The organism is Limoniibacter endophyticus, from assembly GCF_014652835.1.
Taxonomy (GTDB): Bacteria; Pseudomonadota; Alphaproteobacteria; order Rhizobiales; family Rhizobiaceae; genus Limoniibacter; species Limoniibacter endophyticus.
In genome coordinates, this window is sequence record NZ_BMZO01000003.1 from 183471 (window position 1) to 201642 (window position 18172).

17 protein-coding genes are annotated in these 18172 nt (G+C 57.3%); 8 read left to right on the plus strand and 9 right to left on the minus strand.

Annotated features, from left to right (window positions below; all coding sequences use genetic code 11):
- Positions 1 to 54 precede the first annotated feature (54 nt).
- The 6 genes from IE151_RS05495 to IE151_RS05520 all read left to right on the plus strand — a co-directional run bounded on the left by IE151_RS05495 (position 55) and on the right by IE151_RS05520 (position 4541).
- Entirely contained in the window at positions 55 to 1425 is a 1371-nt protein-coding gene (locus IE151_RS05495) for a leucyl aminopeptidase family protein (RefSeq protein ID WP_189488739.1), read from the plus strand.
- Positions 1422 to 1778 carry a MarR family winged helix-turn-helix transcriptional regulator gene (locus IE151_RS05500; protein WP_189488741.1) on the plus strand — a complete coding sequence of 119 codons (357 nt, stop codon included), beginning with the start codon at positions 1422 to 1424 and terminating at the stop codon, positions 1776 to 1778. Before IE151_RS05495 ends, IE151_RS05500 begins: the two co-directional genes overlap by 4 nt.
- Complete coding sequence (locus IE151_RS05505; protein WP_189488743.1) at positions 1765 to 2628, plus strand: C40 family peptidase; 864 nt, start codon at positions 1765 to 1767, stop codon at positions 2626 to 2628. Before IE151_RS05500 ends, IE151_RS05505 begins: the two co-directional genes overlap by 14 nt.
- A gap of 86 nt (positions 2629 to 2714) precedes the next feature.
- Positions 2715 to 3266 (plus strand): biotin transporter BioY, encoded by a 552-nt coding sequence (locus tag IE151_RS05510; protein ID WP_189488745.1) that lies wholly within the window; start codon positions 2715 to 2717, stop codon positions 3264 to 3266.
- A gap of 4 nt (positions 3267 to 3270) precedes the next feature.
- Positions 3271 to 3951 (plus strand): energy-coupling factor ABC transporter ATP-binding protein, encoded by a 681-nt coding sequence (locus IE151_RS05515; RefSeq protein WP_189488747.1) that lies wholly within the window; start codon positions 3271 to 3273, stop codon positions 3949 to 3951.
- Positions 3948 to 4541 (plus strand): energy-coupling factor transporter transmembrane component T family protein, encoded by a 594-nt coding sequence (locus IE151_RS05520; protein ID WP_189488749.1) that lies wholly within the window; start codon positions 3948 to 3950, stop codon positions 4539 to 4541. The genes IE151_RS05515 and IE151_RS05520 overlap by 4 nt, the downstream gene beginning before the upstream one ends.
- Before the next feature lie 17 nt (positions 4542 to 4558).
- Here IE151_RS05520 and IE151_RS05525 read toward each other — a convergent pair whose 3' ends face one another.
- The 8 genes from IE151_RS05525 to IE151_RS05560 all read right to left on the minus strand — a co-directional run bounded on the left by IE151_RS05525 (position 4559) and on the right by IE151_RS05560 (position 15435).
- On the minus strand, positions 4559 to 5503 hold the full coding sequence (locus tag IE151_RS05525) for a 2-hydroxyacid dehydrogenase (RefSeq protein ID WP_189488751.1): 945 nt from the start codon (positions 5501 to 5503) through the stop codon (positions 4559 to 4561).
- Positions 5504 to 5587: 84 nt separating this feature from the next.
- Entirely contained in the window at positions 5588 to 6418 is an 831-nt protein-coding gene (locus IE151_RS05530) for a phosphatase PAP2 family protein (protein WP_189488753.1), read from the minus strand.
- Between the two features lie 221 nt (positions 6419 to 6639).
- Positions 6640 to 8268, minus strand: a complete 1629-nt coding sequence (locus tag IE151_RS05535; RefSeq protein WP_189488755.1) for an ABC transporter ATP-binding protein — start codon at positions 8266 to 8268, stop codon at positions 6640 to 6642.
- Complete coding sequence (locus tag IE151_RS05540) at positions 8265 to 9416, minus strand: ABC transporter permease (protein WP_189488758.1); 1152 nt, start codon at positions 9414 to 9416, stop codon at positions 8265 to 8267. The genes IE151_RS05535 and IE151_RS05540 overlap by 4 nt, the downstream gene beginning before the upstream one ends.
- The gene (locus IE151_RS05545) at positions 9416 to 10510 is read right to left on the minus strand and encodes a microcin C ABC transporter permease YejB (protein WP_189488760.1); all 1095 of its coding nucleotides are present in this window, start codon (positions 10508 to 10510) and stop codon (positions 9416 to 9418) included. Before IE151_RS05545 ends, IE151_RS05540 begins: the two co-directional genes overlap by 1 nt.
- A 36-nt stretch (positions 10511 to 10546) precedes the next feature.
- A complete protein-coding gene (locus tag IE151_RS05550; protein ID WP_189488762.1) occupies positions 10547 to 12412 on the minus strand; it encodes an extracellular solute-binding protein in 1866 nt (621 codons plus the stop codon).
- Positions 12413 to 12424: 12 nt separating this feature from the next.
- Positions 12425 to 14305, minus strand: a complete 1881-nt coding sequence (locus IE151_RS05555; protein WP_189488764.1) for an extracellular solute-binding protein — start codon at positions 14303 to 14305, stop codon at positions 12425 to 12427.
- A 302-nt stretch (positions 14306 to 14607) separates the two neighbouring features.
- On the minus strand, positions 14608 to 15435 hold the full coding sequence (locus IE151_RS05560; protein WP_189488766.1) for a c-type cytochrome: 828 nt from the start codon (positions 15433 to 15435) through the stop codon (positions 14608 to 14610).
- Between the two features lie 192 nt (positions 15436 to 15627).
- On the opposite strand from IE151_RS05560, the gene IE151_RS05565 reads away from it, so the two are divergent.
- Both IE151_RS05565 and IE151_RS05570 read left to right on the plus strand, forming a co-directional pair.
- A complete protein-coding gene (locus IE151_RS05565; protein ID WP_189488769.1) occupies positions 15628 to 16362 on the plus strand; it encodes a 3-deoxy-manno-octulosonate cytidylyltransferase in 735 nt (244 codons plus the stop codon).
- 5 nt (positions 16363 to 16367) lie between these two features.
- Complete coding sequence (locus IE151_RS05570; RefSeq protein ID WP_189488771.1) at positions 16368 to 17234, plus strand: prephenate dehydratase; 867 nt, start codon at positions 16368 to 16370, stop codon at positions 17232 to 17234.
- Here the strand turns inward: IE151_RS05570 and nudC are convergent.
- On the minus strand, positions 17231 to 18160 hold the full coding sequence (gene nudC, locus IE151_RS05575; protein WP_189489050.1) for an NAD(+) diphosphatase: 930 nt from the start codon (positions 18158 to 18160) through the stop codon (positions 17231 to 17233). The two genes, IE151_RS05570 and nudC, sit on opposite strands and share 4 nt — an antisense overlap.
- Between the last annotated feature and the right edge of the window lie 12 nt (positions 18161 to 18172).

Here is an 18172-nt window from a genome sequence, read left to right on the forward strand (position 1 = left end):
CCTAATGATTGATTAAAGCGCCGCATCGCGTTCGGCTCCGTACAAGGAATTCCCATGCCTGTCTCATTCGTTACCATCGGTGATTCACTACCAGTCTATCTGATTGAAAAAGGCACGCTTGATCGCGCTGATCTGACCGATCACCAAAAGGGATGGGCAAACGCCAATGCTTTCGACGGTGAGGCGGGCAAGCTCCTGCTGATCGCAGACGGTACAGGCCGCGTGCAATCGGCGCTTTTCGGGATGGGCGCAGGTGGCGATTTTTACAGCGGCTTGGCAACTGGTGGCTTGGCAAGGCTACTCCCTAAAGGAACATGGCACTTTGCCAACATGCCCATCGATCCTTTCCAGGCCTGTCTTGGGCTCGCCCTTGGAGCCTATGAGTTTTCGCTCTACAAACCTTCCAGGCAAAATACGATCCAGTTCCTGTTGCCGGAAGGCGTAGACGGGGAGCATCTGGAAGCTGTCGTCGCAAGCGTCACGCTCGCCCGCGATCTCATTAATACGCCAACGAACGATATGGGGCCTGAGGAGTTGGAGAAGGCGTTTCGCGACGTGGCATCTCTCTTCGGCGCGGATGTTTCGGTTACGACCGGCAAAGAACTGCTCGACAAGAATTTTCCTATGATCCACGCGGTAGGTCGGGCAGGGGCGCAGGAACCGCGCCTGCTGGAGATGCGCTGGGGCGATGACGAGGCGCCGAAGCTGACGCTTGTGGGGAAGGGCGTCTGTTTTGACACGGGTGGTCTGGATATCAAGCCCCCGAGCAGCATGCTGCTGATGAAGAAGGATATGGGCGGCGCGGCCAATATTCTGGCGCTTGCGCGGCTCATCATGGCGGAGAATCTGCCGGTCCGCTTGCGTGTTTTGATCCCGGCCGTTGAGAATTCCATTTCTGCCGATGCCTTCCGGCCGGGCGACGTCCTGAAAAGCCGCAAGGGACTTTCTGTCGAGATAGGTAATACGGATGCCGAGGGCCGCCTCGTTCTGGCCGACGCTCTGGCATTGGCAGATGAAGAAAAGCCTGATTTGCTGATAGATATGGCGACTCTGACCGGTGCTGCACGCGTCGCGCTTGGGCCAGACCTGCCACCATTCTTCACGGATGATGAACAACTGGCTGCCTCTCTGGAACAGGCCGGACGGGATTTGGTCGATCCGCTCTGGCGTCTGCCGCTTTGGCAGCCTTATGCCGACAAGCTTTCTTCCCGTATTGCCGACATGAACAACGTCACGACAGATGGATTTGCCGGTTCAATCACGGCCGCGCTCTTCCTGAAGCGCTTCGTGACGGATGCCAAGGCTTGGGCGCACTTTGATATTTTTGGCTGGAATCCGACCGCCAAACCGCATGCCGGCATCGGCGGTGAAGCGCAGGCCATCCGCGCCATCTTCGCCGTGCTCGTCAAGCGCTATGGTGAATGATGACACAGCCTGATCCGATTGTTTCTCTCGGCTTTCTGCACTCCGTTGTGCTGACGCAGGTTGTTGAGGAGCAGCCGGATCTGTCTTTGCGGCAACTGGCGATTCTGCTTACCATCTATCTGGAGCCGCCGCCGCACACGATCCGTGGTCTGGCAGCGAAATTGAAGGTGACAAAGCCCGTGATCACGCGAGCGCTCGACACAATGGGGGCGATGATGCTTGTGTCGCGGCATCGGGATGAGAAGGATCGGCGCAACGTGCTGATCCGCCGGACTGTCGAGGGAGCGCTCTATGTGGAGCGGCTGGGCGATCTGGTCGGCGAAAAGAGCGGAGTTTTCCATGTCCACACTTGATGCGCGGCTGCATGCATACCGGGTCGATCTGGCCGATGCCAGACTTGAGGGCAAGGTTGAAGCGGCACGGTTCGTAACCGGCGAAATTGCCCACGTCGCCGTACCGGTGGCCGATGTCTGCCGCAAACCATCCAAGAATTCGAGCATCGATACGCAGTTTCTATTCGGACAGGACGTAACGGTCTTCGACCGTGCTGATGGTTACGCCTGGGTGCAGGGGATGACCGACGGCTATGTCGGCTACATCGCGGAAAGCGAACTCGATGCTGGTCGAGCGCCCGTCACTCATGTCATCAAGGCACCGCGTACCTTCGTCTACTCCGATGCCGACTTGCGGTCCCCGCGCCTGCATCCGCTTTCCATGGGCTCGCGTATCGACGTTGCAGGCACAACGGAAAAACGCGGCACACAGTACGGGATTCTGTCCACGGGTGGAGCAGTAATTCTTGGCCATCTCTCTGCGGACGGCGAAGTGGCGCAAGATTATGTTTCTGCGGCGGAACGTCTCCTGGAAACCCCTTATCTCTGGGGCGGTACATCCGGTTTCGGCATTGATTGCTCCGGCATTGTTCAACTGTCTCTGGCGATGGCTGGGCGTCCTTTTCTGCGCGACACGGATATGCAGGAGCGGCTTGGCGACGATATTGACGCTGGCTCTCATCTGGAGAATATCCGGCGTGGTGACTTGGTTTTCTGGAGGGGCCACGTGGCGATTTTGCAGGACGCGACGCGAATTATACACGCTAACGGGCATACGATGAGCGTCGCGTCCGAGCCGCTTGCGGAAGCAATTGCACGCATCGCCTATCTTTATGGTCAGCCAACGGCTTTCCGCAGAGTGGTCGGCTAAAGGCCTGCCACCATGCAAATTCGACTGGCAATTGCACCATGAATATGGTCGATGTCTGCCGGAGATACGGTTCTATTGGAGAATTCATGAGCACGCGTGACATCGTTTTCATTGCGCTTTTCGCAGCCTTGACGGCAGCACTCGGCATCTTTCCGCCACTCACCCTGCCGATAATCGCGGTGCCGATCACCGCGCAGTCTATGGGGCCGTTGCTCGCCGGTTCGATTCTTGGCGCCAAGCGTGGTGCATTGTCCGTCGTTCTTTTCATCGTTCTCGTCGCCATTGGCATGCCGCTTCTTGCTGGCGGTCGCGGAGGACTTGGCATTTTCTATGGCCCGACCGCCGGCTTCATCTTCGGCTGGGTGGCCAGTGCCTTTGTCACAGGCGCACTTTTCGAACGTTACTGGAACAGCTTGAATGTGTGGAAAGCCGGTTTCTTCGCCTTCATCGGCGGCGTCGTGGTCCTCTACGCGATCGGCATGGTCTGGGTCAGCGTCATGACCGGCCTGCCGCTGGCGCAGGTTGCTATCAGCTCCGCCCCTTTCCTCATCGGTGATGCGATCAAGATCGCGGCCGTCGCACTGGTTTCGGTCACCGTGCGAAACACCTACCCCCTGATCATCGCCAAGTCCGCTTGAGCATTTGACCATGATTGAAATCGAAAATGTCTCCCAGCGCTTTGGTAATCGCACGGTGCTGGAGGACATTTCGCTTTCATTGACGCAAAGGCGGATCGCCATTGTCGGCGCGAACGGCTCTGGCAAAAGCACCTTCGCGCGACTTCTCAACGGCCTGCAAATGCCAACGCATGGGCGCGTGACGGTCGATGGTATAGACACTGCGAAGGATGCAAGGGCGGTCCGCCGCAAAGTAGGCTTCGTTTTCCAGAATCCTGAGAACCAGATTGTCTATCCCATTGTCGAAGAAGACCTGGCTTTCGGATTGAGGGCACTGAAGCTCGACAGCGCCGAGCAGGAAAGGCGTATCACAGAGGTGCTGGAACGTTATGATCTGAGCGCCTTCCGCAAGCATCCTACCCATCTTCTGAGCGGTGGCCAAAAGCAGATAATCGCCATTGCGGGCGTGCTCATCATGCAGCCCGAGATCATCGTCTTTGATGAACCGACAACGCTGCTCGATCTGCGCAACAAGCGGCGTGTCGCCAGAATGATCGACGCGCTGCCACAACGTGCTATCGTCGTCACGCACGATCTCGATCTGGTCGCCGATTTCGAGCGCGTCATCCTTATCGACCAGGGCAGAGTGGTGGTTGATGATCGTCCATCGATAGCGCTGCAGCGCTATCTGGATCTGATGGCATGATCGCCGCCTCACTCTACCATGAAGCGGATAGTCCGGTGCATGCACTGGCACCCGGGCTTAAACTCCTGCTTCTGGCGCTGGCCGGAACGCTTATCTTTGTCATCGCCTCGCCACTGCTTCTTCTTGCAGCGCTAATGCTCTGTGCCGGCCTATACGCCTTGGCTCGCATTCCGTTTTCGTTATTCCTGGGACAGATCAAGCCGGTGCTTTGGTTCCTGGGTATGATCTTTCTCGCGCAATGGTGGTTTCAGGATTGGCTGGTCGCGGTGATTTCGATCCTGCGTTTCGCCATTCTCGTCTGGGCGGCGTCGCTGGTGACTCTGACCACGCGCACCTCCGCCATGCTCGAGGCGATGGAGCGCGGCTTTCAACCTTTACAGCGCTTCGGCCTCGACGCGGCAAAGATCAGCCTTGCACTGTCCATGGTCCTGCGCTTCATTCCGGTTTTGGTAGCCGTTGCGAAGGAGGTGCGCGAGGCCCAGGCGGCGCGCGGCCTCGATCGCAACCTGCTTGCGCTCGCCGTGCCGCTGATCATCCGGACCCTCAAGATGGCAGACGACGTCGCGCAGGCCATCGAGGCACGATCATAATTCTCGTCGGCTAGCGCTTAATAGCCCGCGCTCCGATCGACAATGTTATCTGGTGTTTCGCCGCGTTCGATCTTGTCCATCTGCGCCAGCATGAGCGGAGCCAGATGGTTGGGATCGGACTCGGCAGCCGCATGCGGCGTGATGAAAACCTTCGGGTGTTTCCAGAGCGGACTGGAAGCGGGAAGGGGTTCCTGCTCGAACACATCCAGACTTGCCTCACGCAACGTGCCATCGCCCAGCGCACGCAGAATGTCCGTGTCGCTTTGCAGCTTGCCGCGTCCGGCATTGATGAGGACGGGCCCGCCGTGCTCCTTTCGCAGCTTCGAAAGCAGGTCGTAATTGATGATGCCGCGCGTCTGTGGCGTCAGCGGTAAAAGCACGACGAGAATGTCGGTCTTTCCCAGAAAGCTATCGAGTTCCCCTTGGCCGCTATAAGTTTTCACGCCCTCGAAAGTCTTCTGCGAACGGCTCCAGCCATTCACCTTGAAGCCTATGGCGGTCAGCGCCTTGGCAACGGCACCACCGAGCGTCCCCATGCCCATGATACCCACCGTGACATCCGGCGCCGCCCGTTGCTCTATGCCCTGCCAGACGCTCTCGCCTTGGCGCTTGCGATAATGGCTGGCTTGTCTGTGATGATCAAGCACGCGCCAGACGACATATTCCACCATGTGTTGTGTAAGATTTTCAGCGACGACGCGCACGATCGGCACATCGGGGAGGTCGGGATCGGTCATGATGTGATCCACGCCGGCCCCGATGGAAAAGATTGCCTTCAGGTTAGGCAGCTTCGCGAGTTGGCCCGCCGGGTGGTACCAGACCACAGCGTGGGTGATCGAAGGATCGGTCTCGCCAGCCGGTTCAAGAACCACCTCTCGCTCGGGCGAAAGCAGGCCATGCCATTTCTTCGGGTTGAAGCCCGTCACGGAGAGCAGGATCTTTCCCTTGTTTGCGTCGACCATCACCATCATCTCCCGCACCAGCATATTGGATTTCTTGATGCTTATGATTTTTATGAAGCTGGTTCAACAAGGGAGGCGGCCAAATCAGCGTGCGCGGAGGCGTCTTTTGAAGATCGGCTCCCCGTTCATCTCCAGCGGAGTGAGGGGGCCTGGAACAAAGCGGGCGTACGACATGGGCAGTCGACGCGACAAGAGATAATCGCTCAACTTGAGGCCTGCCAAAAACACGCCGATGCCGCCTATCAGATCGATAACGAGGTGCCCGCCTGTAACCAGGATGGCGGGAATGGTCAGAAGGTGCACCGGCACGGCCACCCAAAACAAGGGTCGCATCGGATAGCAGAAATAAAGGATAAGGCAGGTCAGGACCATATGATATGACGGGAATGAGATCATGCCGATAACCGTGTCGAAATCGATCGAGGTAAGGCCATGTGTCGCCGCGTGAACCATCTTCGCACCGTAATTATTGTCGACGCTGACATGCGCAATCTGCGACAGCCCAGGTTCAAGCTGGATGTATGCCGAAGGACCAAAATTTGGAAAGGCGCACCAGATCAGCATGGCGCACATTAGAGAAACGCCGTTCGTTGTGATCATGCGCGCCGCTTCATGCTGGGGTCGGAACAGAACCAGCAAGACAAACAGGAGCAAGATCTGTTGTATGCTGGAATTGTAGACGTAGTTCATGGCTTCGGCGACGAAGGGGTGGCGGGACGCCAAGAGCGTAGCGCTTTCCCAGGAATATCCTGTCAGGCTGTCGATCCAGTCAAAGAACCAGTCATAGGTGTCAAGCCCGTCATAGACGCGGATGCTCTGCAGCAAGGTGCTGTTGAGACAGAACCAGCCGAGAAGGGCAGCGAGCATCAAGCCGCGACCGATCCAGGCAATAGGCTTGATCAGTGTGAGCAGCATTCCCGACGCGTACCCGACGGCCAGAGAGCCAAAAAACATTCCGGTCGAAAAGGAAAATGAAATCTCAAAGATGACGCAATAGATTGCCATCAACGCAAGATAAAAAATATTTAATAGAAAAATATTTCTGACATCGTCGTGGATCATCTTCTGCCTCGGCAAAAGATGACCTGTCTCATGTTTCTCTAAATATTCTTTTATTGGCCCGCGCAGAATGCGATCTATTGAGCGACGGCTCCTGCCTCCGTCGTTTCGATGCGAAAGGCGGCCGAGATAAGGGCTTTTGTATAATCGTCTTGCGGGTTCTCGAAGATTTGGCTTGAGGGACCGGCCTCTATGACGCGACCATTGCGCATGACGATAACTTGATTGGCCAGTGCTCGCACCACCTTGAGATCGTGGCTGATGAACAGATAGGCGAGTTGATACTTGCGCTGCAAATCGCGCAACAGATCGACGACCTGCGCCTGTACACTCATGTCGAGGGCCGATGTTGGTTCATCAAGCATGACGAATTTCGGCTTCAGCACCATGGCGCGCGCGATGGAAATGCGCTGACGCTGCCCACCGGAGAACTCGTGCGGGTAACGAAAGCGCGTTTCAGGATCGAGGCCGACTTCGCGCAGTACCGAAGTCACTGCTTCGTCACGCTGATCCTCATCGAGATCCCGTGCATGGATTTTCAGGCCTTCCTCGATGATCTCGGCGACGGACATGCGCGGGCTCAAGGAGCCGAATGGATCCTGGAAGACAATCTGCATCTCCTTGCGCAACGGTCGCATCTCGGAGAAGGAAAGTCCGTTGATCGACTTTCCGTCAAATGTGATTTCGCCTTGCGAAGAGATCATGCGCGACAGCGCCAGTCCGAGGGTCGTCTTCCCCGACCCGGACTCGCCGACGATACCCAGTGTCTGGCCGGCCCGCACGATCACATCGATGCCGTCGACGGCTTTCACGTGATCGACGGTTTTGCGAAAGAAACCCGACTTTATGGGGAACCAGACCTTGACCTCTTTGCCCACCATGACGGGTTTTGCCTGCTCGTCCACCGCCGGCGGGCTACCCTTCGGCTCAGCGGCCAGAAGATGCTGGGTATAGGGATGCTGCGGATTGGCGAATATGTCCTCCGTCGGGCCGTGCTCGACGATCTTACCCTTGTTCATGACGCAGACACGGTCGGCAATGCGGCGCACAATGCCCAGATCATGCGTGATGAACAGCATCGACATGCCATTCTTCTTTTTCAATTGGTCGAGTAGCTCGAGGATTTGGGCCTGCACGGTCACATCAAGTGCAGTTGTCGGTTCGTCCGCAATCAACAATTCCGGCTCGTTGGCGAGCGCCATCGCGATCATGACGCGCTGCCGCTGGCCGCCCGAAAGCTGGTGCGGATAGGAGCCGAGACGTTTGTCGGCTTCTCGAATCCCCACTTCGTTGAGCAGTTCCAGCGTGCGTTTGCGCGCTGCCGCTTTGCCCAGCCCACGATGGAGCGAAAGGATTTCACCGATCTGCTGCTCGATCGTGTGCAGCGGATTGAGCGATGTCATCGGCTCCTGAAAGATCATGGTGACGCGATTGCCGCGCACCTTGCGCAGCGCCTTTTCATCAAGCGAAAGCAGGTCCGTCCCGTCAAGCAGGATTTTCCCGCTCGGATGCGAGGCCGCCGGATATGCAAGCAGCTTTAGCACGGAAAGCGCAGTCACGGACTTGCCGGAACCTGATTCGCCCACGAGCGCGACCGTCTCTTCCTTTCCTATGTCAAAGGAGACGTGATCGACGGCGACCGTTTCGCTGCCGCCTTGGTTAAATGCGACTGAAAGATCGCGTACGGAAAGAAGCGGACCGCTCATTTGAAGGTCTTTCGCGGATCGAAGGCATCACGCGTCGCCTCGCCGATGAAGATCAGCAGGGAGAGCATGATGGAAAGCGTGAAGAAGCCGGCCATGCCGAGCCACGGGGCGGAGAGATTGCGCTGGCCCTGACGAAGCAACTCGCCGAGCGAGGGCGAGCCGGGCGGCAAGCCGAAGCCGAGGAAGTCGAGCGAGGTCAGCGTCGAGATTGAACCATTGAGAATGAACGGTAGGAAGGTCAGCGTTGCAACCATGGCATTTGGTAGCAGGTGGCGCATCATAATGGTTGAATTCTTCACCCCGAGTGCGCGAGCCGCATTCACATATTCGAAGTTGCGGGCACGCAGGAACTCGGCGCGTACCACGCCGACGAACGCGACCCATGAAAAGAGAAGCATGATCCCAAGCAGCACGAAGAAGCCGGGCGGCAGGATCGCGGCGATGATCAGAATGAGATAGAGAACCGGGATGGAAGACCAGATCTCGATGAAGCGCTGGAAGATCAAATCAACCCAACCGCCGAAATAGCCCTGAACCGCGCCGGCCGCCACACCGATCACCGCCGATGCCGCCGTTAAAGTTAGGCCGAAGAGGACGGAGAGGCGGAAACCGTAGATGACGCGCGCCAGCACGTCGCGCGCCTGATCATCGGTGCCTAGCCAGTTCCAGTTGCCAGGTCGGCATTCGGGATCGGCAGCGCCCTGGGGATAGCGCGCGCAACGCTCCTCCGCATTGTAGAGCCAGCTTGGTTTGGTTGGGGCAGCTTCCGGAATTTCGTCGTTCACGGTGCGATAGGAATAACGGATTGGAGGCCAGATCGCCCAGCCATTGGCTTCGATCTCGTCGCGGATGAACGGATCGCGATAATCCGTCGTCGCCAGAAAGCCGCCAAATTTCTCTTCAGGATAGTTGACCACCACCGGAAAGAGGATCTCGCCCTTGTACGACGCGATGATAGGCTTGTCATTGGCGATGAATTCAGCAAACAGCGACAGAACCATAAGCGCGAGGAATATCCATAGTGACCAGTAACCGCGTCTGTTCGCCTTGAAATTCTGCCAGCGGCGCTGGTTGAGCGGGGACAGGAACGGTCGCTTGCGCCGGACGGTTTCTGTAAGTGCTTTTTCCTGGATGTCACCGTCGGTCATCACACATCCCTCCGGTCGAAATCGATGCGCGGGTCGATCCAGGTGTAGAGAAGGTCGGACAGAAGCGAGACGAAAAGGCCGATTAGCGAGAAGATGTAGAGTGTGCCGAAGACCACCGGATAGTCACGCTCGACCACGGACCGGAAACCGAGCAGGCCGAGGCCGTCGAGGGAGAAGATGTTCTCGATCAGCAGCGACCCCGTGAAGAAGGCGGAGATGAAAGCTCCGGGAAAGCCCGCGATAATGATCAGCATGGCATTGCGGAAGACATGGCCATAGAGCACGCGACGCTCCGAGAGGCCCTTTGCCCGCGCCGTGACGACATATTGCTTGCGTATTTCATCGAGGAAGGAGTTCTTGGTCAGAAGTGTAGTGGTTGCGAAAGCCGAAAGTACCATCGCGGTGAGCGGCAATGCCAGGTGCCAGAAGTAATCGATGATTCTCTCGGGCCAGGAGAGTTCTGCGAAATTTTCCGAGGTAAGACCGCGCAACGGAAACCAGTCGAAGAACGAGCCGCCGGCGAAGAGCACCATCAGCAGGATGGCGAAAAGAAAGCCTGGAATGGCGTAACCGATAATGACGATACCGCTCGTCCAGACGTCGAATCTTGAGCCGTCATGCACCGCCTTGCGGATGCCGAGCGGCACCGAGATTAAATAGGAAATCAGGGTGATCCAGAGGCCGAGCGATACTGAAACCGGCATTTTCTCGACGATGAGATCGACCACCGAAATGTCGCGGAAGTAGCTCTCGCCAAAATCAAAGCGGGCATAGTTCCAGATCATGGTCAGAAAACGCTCAAGCGGCGGTTTGTCGAAGCCAAATTGCTGCTCTAGCCGCTCGATGAATTCAGGATCGAGGCCCTGCGCGCCGCGATAGCGTGAATTCGCGCCGCTGTCGAAGCCGCCGCCTCCGGAGAAATCCGAGGCCTGACCGCCACCGATCTCATTGCCGCCACCCTGCCCGGTCAGGGAGGCAACCACCTGCTCGACGGGCCCGCCTGGAGCAAATTGCACGACGACGAAGGAAACCGCCATGATTCCCAGAATAGTCGGGATCATCAAAAGCAGGCGGCGAAGAATATAGGCTCCCATCAGGCGCAGGCCTTTCGGTATGGTATCTTGCTAAAGTCAGCCTCTGCCAATCGCTTTCGCCTTTTCCTTATCGTGCCACCACAGGGTCTCCACCGGAAACCCGTATTCTGGCTGGGTTTCCGGAAAACCGAACTCGTCCCAGTAGGCGAGACGCTGATTCGCCGAATGCCAATTTGGAATCCAGTCGAGCCTTGCGCGCAAGACCCTATCGAGCGCACGCATAGACACGTTTAAACTTTCCCGGCTATCGGCCTCCGCGATCATCTCGATCAATGCGTCGACGCCCGGATCGGCAATACCGGGAAGATTGCGTGAACCATTCAGCTGGGCGGTGCGAGAGTGGAAGAATTGTTCCAGTTCGTCACGTCCCGGAGAAGAGGTAAAGGAAAAAGCGGCCGTCACAGCATCAAAATCGAAATCGTTCATACGTAGTTGATACTGCGCGCCGTCGAGCGGCGAGGTGAGGCTGGCGTCCACACCGATGGCGCGCAGGTTCTTCACGAAAGGCCCGAAGACTCGCACCCAGATTTCCTCGTCGATCATGAGCTGGAGGCGGAATGGCTCTCCCATGTCATTGACGAGCCTGCTGCCTTCACGCTTCCAACCTGCTTCGTTGAAGAGCTTCAGCGCCTGCGAAAGCAGTTTTCGGTCGCTGCCTGACCCATCCGATGCCGGCTGCACGAATGCCTCGCCGAAAGCTTCATCGGGGATCTTGCCGCGCAATGGCTCGAGCAGCGCCAGCTCATCCTGCGGGACGGGGCCGGAGGCTTTGAAATCGGAAGTCTCGAAATAGGAGTTGGAGCGGACATAGGAGCCGTAGAAGAAATTCCGGTTCGTCCATTCGAAATCGAAGCAGAGCGCCAGGGCACGCCTTACGCGCACGTCTCTGAAGCGCTCGCGTCGCTGGTTCAACGCCATGCCTTGCATCATCGGACGTCTGGTGGCCGGAATTTCGCCGCGAATGACCCGCTTTTCGCGCAGCGCAGGAAAGTCATAGCCCGTCGCCCAACTCTGTGAGGAAAACTCCTGTCGAAAGTTGATTTGGCCCTTCTTGAAGGCTTCGAATGAAGCCTGCCTGTTTTGGTAGAACTCGATGCGGATGCGATCGAAATTGTTCTGGCCGCGATTGACAGGCAGATCCGCGCCCCAATAATCGGGCACGCGCTCATACTCGATGACCGTGCCGGGCTGCACGCGTCCTACATTGTAGGCGCCCGAGCCAAGCGGCGGCTCCATCGTCGAAGCGGCAAAATCCTTGCCATCATAATAAGCTTTAGAAAAAATCGGATAAACGGCGATTTGCAGGAAAAGCTTTTCGTTCTGCGGTCGCGAGAAGCGCAGCCTGAAGCTCTGCGGCCCTTCGGCAACCGCCTCCGTCATTGCGTCGAGCGCCAGAGAAAGTGAGGGATGTCCATGCTCTTTCAGAATCGTATAGCTGAAAGCCACGTCTTCGGCCGTCAGCGGTGAGCCATCATGAAAACGTGCTTCCGGACGGAGTTCGAACATGATCTCCGTGCCATCCTCCGAGATCGTTGCGGTTTTGGCTATCAAACCATAAAGGGCATCCGGCTCGTCCAATGCGCGTGTCATCAGCGTATCGAAACACAGTTCCATCCGAGGTGGTGCGTCGCCACGCATGGTAAAGGAGTTCAATGTGTTGAATGTAACTGTGTTCTGGTTGAAGCCCCAGTTCGGGGGCTGGAAATTGAGCGTGCCGCCCTTCGGTGCACTGCGATCGACATAGCCGAAAGCCGTAAAATCCGCAGGATATTTCAGCTCCCCGAAAGCCGATAGTCCGTGCATCGGCGTACCGCGTGGCGCCTTGGCAAAGAGTTTCGCCGGCAGCATCGATAAAACGAAGCCGGCAGACCCCAGGGTCAGAAAATCGCGTCGCGTGGTCATCTCTGCCACCTCCTATTGCTGAGGTGTCTTGTCTATGTCTTTTTCCACGGCCTTTTCCTGTGCCGCTTCGATCCACCAGGATTCTATGTCTACGCCAGCATATCCCGGCTGATTCTCCGGCATGCCGAACTTGTTCCAGTAGGCGATGTTGATGGTGGACGGATACCACTGCGGGATCATGTAATAATTCCACTGTAATACGCGATCGAGCGCATGCGTTGCCGTGACGAGCGCTTCTCTGTCGGGCGCAAAGATGATCTTGTCGACAAGCGCATCCACAACCGGGCTTTTGATGCCGGCGACGTTCTGCGAACCATGCTGATCTGCGGCGCGGCTGCCCCAATAATCGCGTTGTTCATTGCCGGGCGACGTCGATTGCAGCATGCGATAGGTGATCATGTCGAAATCGAAGCTGGTCACGCGGTTGATGTACTGGCTCGTATCGACAATGCGCATTGTGGCATTGATGCCGAGTCGGCGCAGATTGGCGAGGAAACTACCGGCAATAACCTCATCGCTTGGCGACCGTCCGAGATACTCGATCGTGAATTGTTCGCCTTTTTCATTGATCAGCCTCCCATCCTTGGCTGTCCAGCCGGCCTCCCGGAAGAGTTGCGATGCCCGACGCAGATTGTCGCGCTGGTGCTGTGGATTCTCATTGACCGGCAGCTTGAACTCCCTGGTGAAAAGATCGGCCGGAAGCTGGTCGCGGAATGGCTCCAGCAGGGCAAGTTCCCGACCCTGCGGTACACCGCTGGAGGCAAGCTCGGAATTTTGGAAATTGCTCTGTGTGCGCTTGTAGGAATTGAACATCTGTGTGCGATTGAGCGTCTCGAAGTCGAAGGCGAGGGTCAGCGCCTCACGCACGCGCACGTCCTGGAATTTTTCTTTGCGCATATTGGGAATGAAGGCCTGCATAGTGGCAGTCCGCTCTATCGGAAACTCCTTCTTCACTACGCTACCATTCTCGAAAGCGGGAAAACTATAGCCTGTCGCCCAACGCCGCGCAGTGCTCTCGACATGGATGTCTTCGATGCCGCCTTTGATGAAAGCCTGCCAGATCGCGTTGTCGTCGGTAAAATAGGTGAAGCGTTGGATGCCGAAATTCCCGCGTCCCACCTTCACCGGTACGCTCTTGCCCCAATAATCGTCGACGCGCTCCCAGACAATATTCGAACCCGGGCGGAAGCTTTTCACCTTATATTGGCCGGAGCCAAGCGGAGGCTCCAATGTCGGTTCCAGAATGTTGCGCTTTTGCCCCTGTGCATTCGTGCCTTCCCACCAATGTTTGGGCAGTACGACAAGATCCCCCATGATATGCGGCAATTCGCGATTGCCCTTCTGGTCAAACGTAAAAAGCACCTCATGCTCATTAACGGCTTCAGCCTTCGTCACATTGGCGAAATAAGCCATGTAGCGCGGGCTGTTCTTTTTCAGGAAGTCGAAGGTCCAGACCACATCCTCCGCAGCAATTGGCTTGCCATCGTGCCACTTGGCGTCAGGGTTGAGGCGGTAGCTGGCAGAGGAGTAATCGTCTGGAAAGGATAAGGCTTCCGCGATAAGCGGATGACTGACGCCCGGTTCGTCCGTCGCCTGTTCCATCAGTGTATCGTAAAGTAATCCGCCTCCGAAATCGGTGAATCCGGCTGCCGGCGTGCCGCGCGTGATGAAGGGGTTGAAGCTGTCGAATGTGCCCAGGACCGTCGAATTCAGAGTGCCGCCTTTAGGCGCGTCCGGATTGACGTAATCATAACGCTCGAAATCTTCGCCATATTTTGTCTCGTCTTGCAGGGAGCTGGTCGTGTGCCAGACTTTTTCCTGTGCCTGCGCGAGGAAGGTAGATGCCACGAGGAAGGGGAGGGCGAAAACGAGTGCTCGATTGGTCAGGGCCATTGCGTCCTCTTCGAAACGCTTCGTGAGCCAGGATCGGAAGTTGTCCTGGTGCGAAGTCGTCTAAACTGTCTGCGCGCCAACGTGACGCTTCGTCATCGAAGCCGGTGACCGTGTCGAGACTGTGTTCGCCGCGACATTTTCACCGCCGGCGCGTCTTTGTCAGGTCGCGCTCAGATCGGATCCTTCGACAATCGTGATCCGACATTTGCAATGTAAACCAAACAGGGCAGATGAAAATGAGGAGAAATTCAAATTGGCGTCAGAAATGAAAAAGCCCAACGCGTGCGCTGGGCTTTAAGGGATCATTGTGCCGGGACAGGCCGTGGCTGGTTTCCGTCAGTTGAAGGCGGTTGCGTGTCCTCGCCCTGTGTCGGCTGTTGAGCGCTTCCGTCGCCGGTTGGCGCGTTGTTCTGCTGGGCAGGCTGTTCAACTGGTGCATCGGGATTTTGAACCGGTGGCTGTTGCGGCTGCGCCTGATCGTCCTGGGGCGCGGGTTGCTCGCCACCGGACTGCTCGCCCTCAGCGGGTTGTTCACCTTCGGCTGGCGCGCCACCTGCCTCGCCCTGAGCCGTCGCGTCCTCAGCTTCCGGCTCCGGCAAGGGCGCTGGGTTATCGGAAAGTGTCCGCAAATAGGCGATCAGATCGGCACGTTCCTCGTCTTTCTTGATGCCGGCAAAGCCCATGGCGGTACCGCGCACCAGGCCCTTTGGCGAAAGCAGGAAATCGTTCAGGTGCTCGAAAGTCCACGTCTCCTGTCCGCCTTGCGAGAATTCCTTCATCGCTCCCGAATAGGCAAATCCCTCATGCGTGGCGATCGGGCGGTTGACAATGTCCCACAGGTCCGGGCCGACTTTGTTTGGTCCGCCCTTTTCACCGGAGTGGCAGGCGGTGCACTTCTTGAAGGACGTTTCTCCGCGTGCTGCATCGGCATTTTGCAGCAGATTGGCGATTGGCACTGCCGCCTCTTCCGGCGCGGCGGAACTTGCCACCTCTGTTTCCTCGATGGCATAGCCGGCCTGTTCGGGTGCCGGAGAATGAAACAGCCAGTCGGAAACCAGGCTGGCAGAAAATGCAAGAAAGACGACACCGAGCACTGCGCCCAATATCTTGTTGAATTCAAATGAGTCCATGCGCGTTAGGCTCCTCCACCCGACCGCGGAACCCACAGTCGCGCCCGTTTTTACCTACTGGTCCGGCCTCTCCCGCCGGACTTTGGAAACGCCCGAAAACTAGGTCTTTTGCGAAAGGCTTGCAACACATATAAGGCTTATCAAAGTGAGACCTTTTGACACTTCGCCGTGAAAGACGTTTGAGCAGATCGCATGTCCAGCCTTGTTCTCATTCCTGCCCGTATGGCCTCCACGAGGCTTCCAGGCAAGCCGCTCGCCGACATTGCGGGCAAACCGATGATCGTTCACGTCGCGGATCGTGCCGCACTTGCGGGCTTTGGCGCGGTGGTTGTTGCGACCGATAGTCTGGAAGTCGCAGATGCCGTGCGTGCCAACGGCCATGAGGCAGTCATGACCCGCGCTGACCATGCATCCGGCTCGGACCGCATCTTCGAGGCGTTGCAGACGGTGGATCCGGAAGGCAGGTTCGACACGATTGTCAATGTCCAGGGCGATTTGCCGACGATCGAACCGGAGATCATCAAGGCTGCACTGCTTCCGTTTGACAATGATGGCGTCGATATCGCGACGCTCGGCGTTGAAATCGAGAACGAATCAGAGAAACTCAATCCTAACGTTGTGAAGATTGTCGGTTCGCCGGTTGCGGACAATCGTCTGCGCGCACTCTATTTTACCCGCGCCACGGCGCCTCATGGCGAAGGGCCGCTCTATCACCACATAGGCCTCTACGCCTATCGCCGCGCTGCGCTCGAACGCTTCGTATCGCTGAGGCCGTCGACGCTCGAAAGGCGCGAGAGCCTCGAACAATTACGCGCGCTTGAAGCCGGTATGCGCATTGATGCACAAATCGTGCGTTCCGTACCTCTTGGCGTCGATACGCCGCAGGATCTGGAACGCGCCCGCAAAATACTCGCCACGCAGGGATGAACGTCATGGCAAAAGCAACGAACCGGATCGCTTATCAAGGCGAACCAGGAGCCAATTCCGACACCGCCTGCCGTGACATGTTTCCGGACATGGAGCCGCTGCCGTGCCCGACCTTCGAGGATGCCTTCGTGGCAGTGGAGAAGGGGCGTGCCGACCTTGCCATGATCCCCATCGAGAACACGCTGGCGGGGAGGGTCGCCGATATCCATTATCTTCTGCCGCGTTCCAAGCTGCACATTGTCGGCGAATATTTCCTGCCGATCCATTTCCAGCTCATGGTGCTTCCAGGCGTCAAGAAGAAGGAAATCACCACGGTTCACAGCCATGTGCATGCGCTGGGCCAGTGCCGTAATCTCGTTCGCGAAAACAGGTGGAAGCCGATCATCGCCGGCGACACCGCGGGGGCGGCACGCCTGGTGCGCGACATGCAGGATCGCACGCAGGCAGCGCTTTCGCCGCGCCTGGCGGCAGAACTCTACGGCCTCGATATCATCGAAGAGAATGTCGAGGACGCCGATAATAACGTTACGCGCTTCGTCATTCTTTCCAAGGAAAAGAAGATCGCGCCGCGCACTTCCGCGGTCGATCTCATGGTTACGACCTTCATCTTCCAGGTGCGCAACATTCCCGCAGCGCTCTACAAGGCGCTCGGCGGGTTTGCAACAAATGGCATCAACATGACAAAGCTGGAAAGCTATCAGCTCGGCGGGAAATTCGTCTCCACGCTGTTCTATGCGGATATTGAAGGCCACCCGGACGACGCCAATGTCAAACTTGCGCTTGAGGAACTGTCTTTCTTCTCGCGCGAAGTGCGGGTGCTCGGGGTTTATCACGCTCATGAAGCGCGTGAGGGATATCCCGCAAAAAGCTAGGCGCGGCCTTCCTTCATCTCCACCCAATCCGCTATCAAACGCCAGGCGATCGCGCCTGGCGGCGGTATTTCGCAGCCATGCTTGTGACATCCCGCCAGCATGTCCTTGACTTCCTCCAGGTTGAACCAGCGGCAGTCATCCAGCTCTTCAGTGTCGAAGTCGATTTTCTCGTTCAGAGCTTCGCCATAACAGCCGATCATCAGCGAATGCGCGAAAGGCCAGGGCTGGCTGGCATGGTAATGCACCTCCCCGACTTTGATCGCGGCCTCCTCGAATACCTCGCGCCGCACGGCATTCTCGATTGTTTCACCTGCTTCGATAAAGCCTGCCAGTGTCGAATAGCGCCCAGGCGAAAAATGATGACTTCGGCCAAGCAAGCAACGGTCATGCAAGCTGATCAGCATGATCGCCACGGGGTCGAGACGAGGGAAATGCTCGGCCTGGCAAGCAAGGCACACGCGTTTTACGCCGCCGGCGCGCATTTGGCTCTCGCCGCCGCAGCGAGCGCAGAAGCGGTTATTATCGTGCCAGGCAAGCCATGATGCGGCCTGGGCAAGCGCACCTTGATCGCGGGTGTTGGCAAGCCCCAGCATGTAGAAGCTGCGCAGTTCGACGGCTGCAAAGCCGTCTTCCGGTTCCTCCGCATTCATGCTGCAGGGTGCGGCGATAATTGCCTTTCCCCCATCATGGCCAAGCAGAATCGCATTCTTGAAGCCGTCCGAGTGCGTCTCGGCAGTCTCCCGATCGTGCCAGATCTGATGCTCCGGACCATCTACTGCACAAAACACTTTCGTGCCCTTGAGGAGAAGATAGCGACTGGACGCGTCAGCAATTGCCTCGGGGAGACTGTCTTCCGTTCGCTGCTCGCTATGTCGCTGGATGCTATTGCCCGAAAAAGCGGTACGCGCGCTTGGCTCATATGGCATGAAATTCAAGAT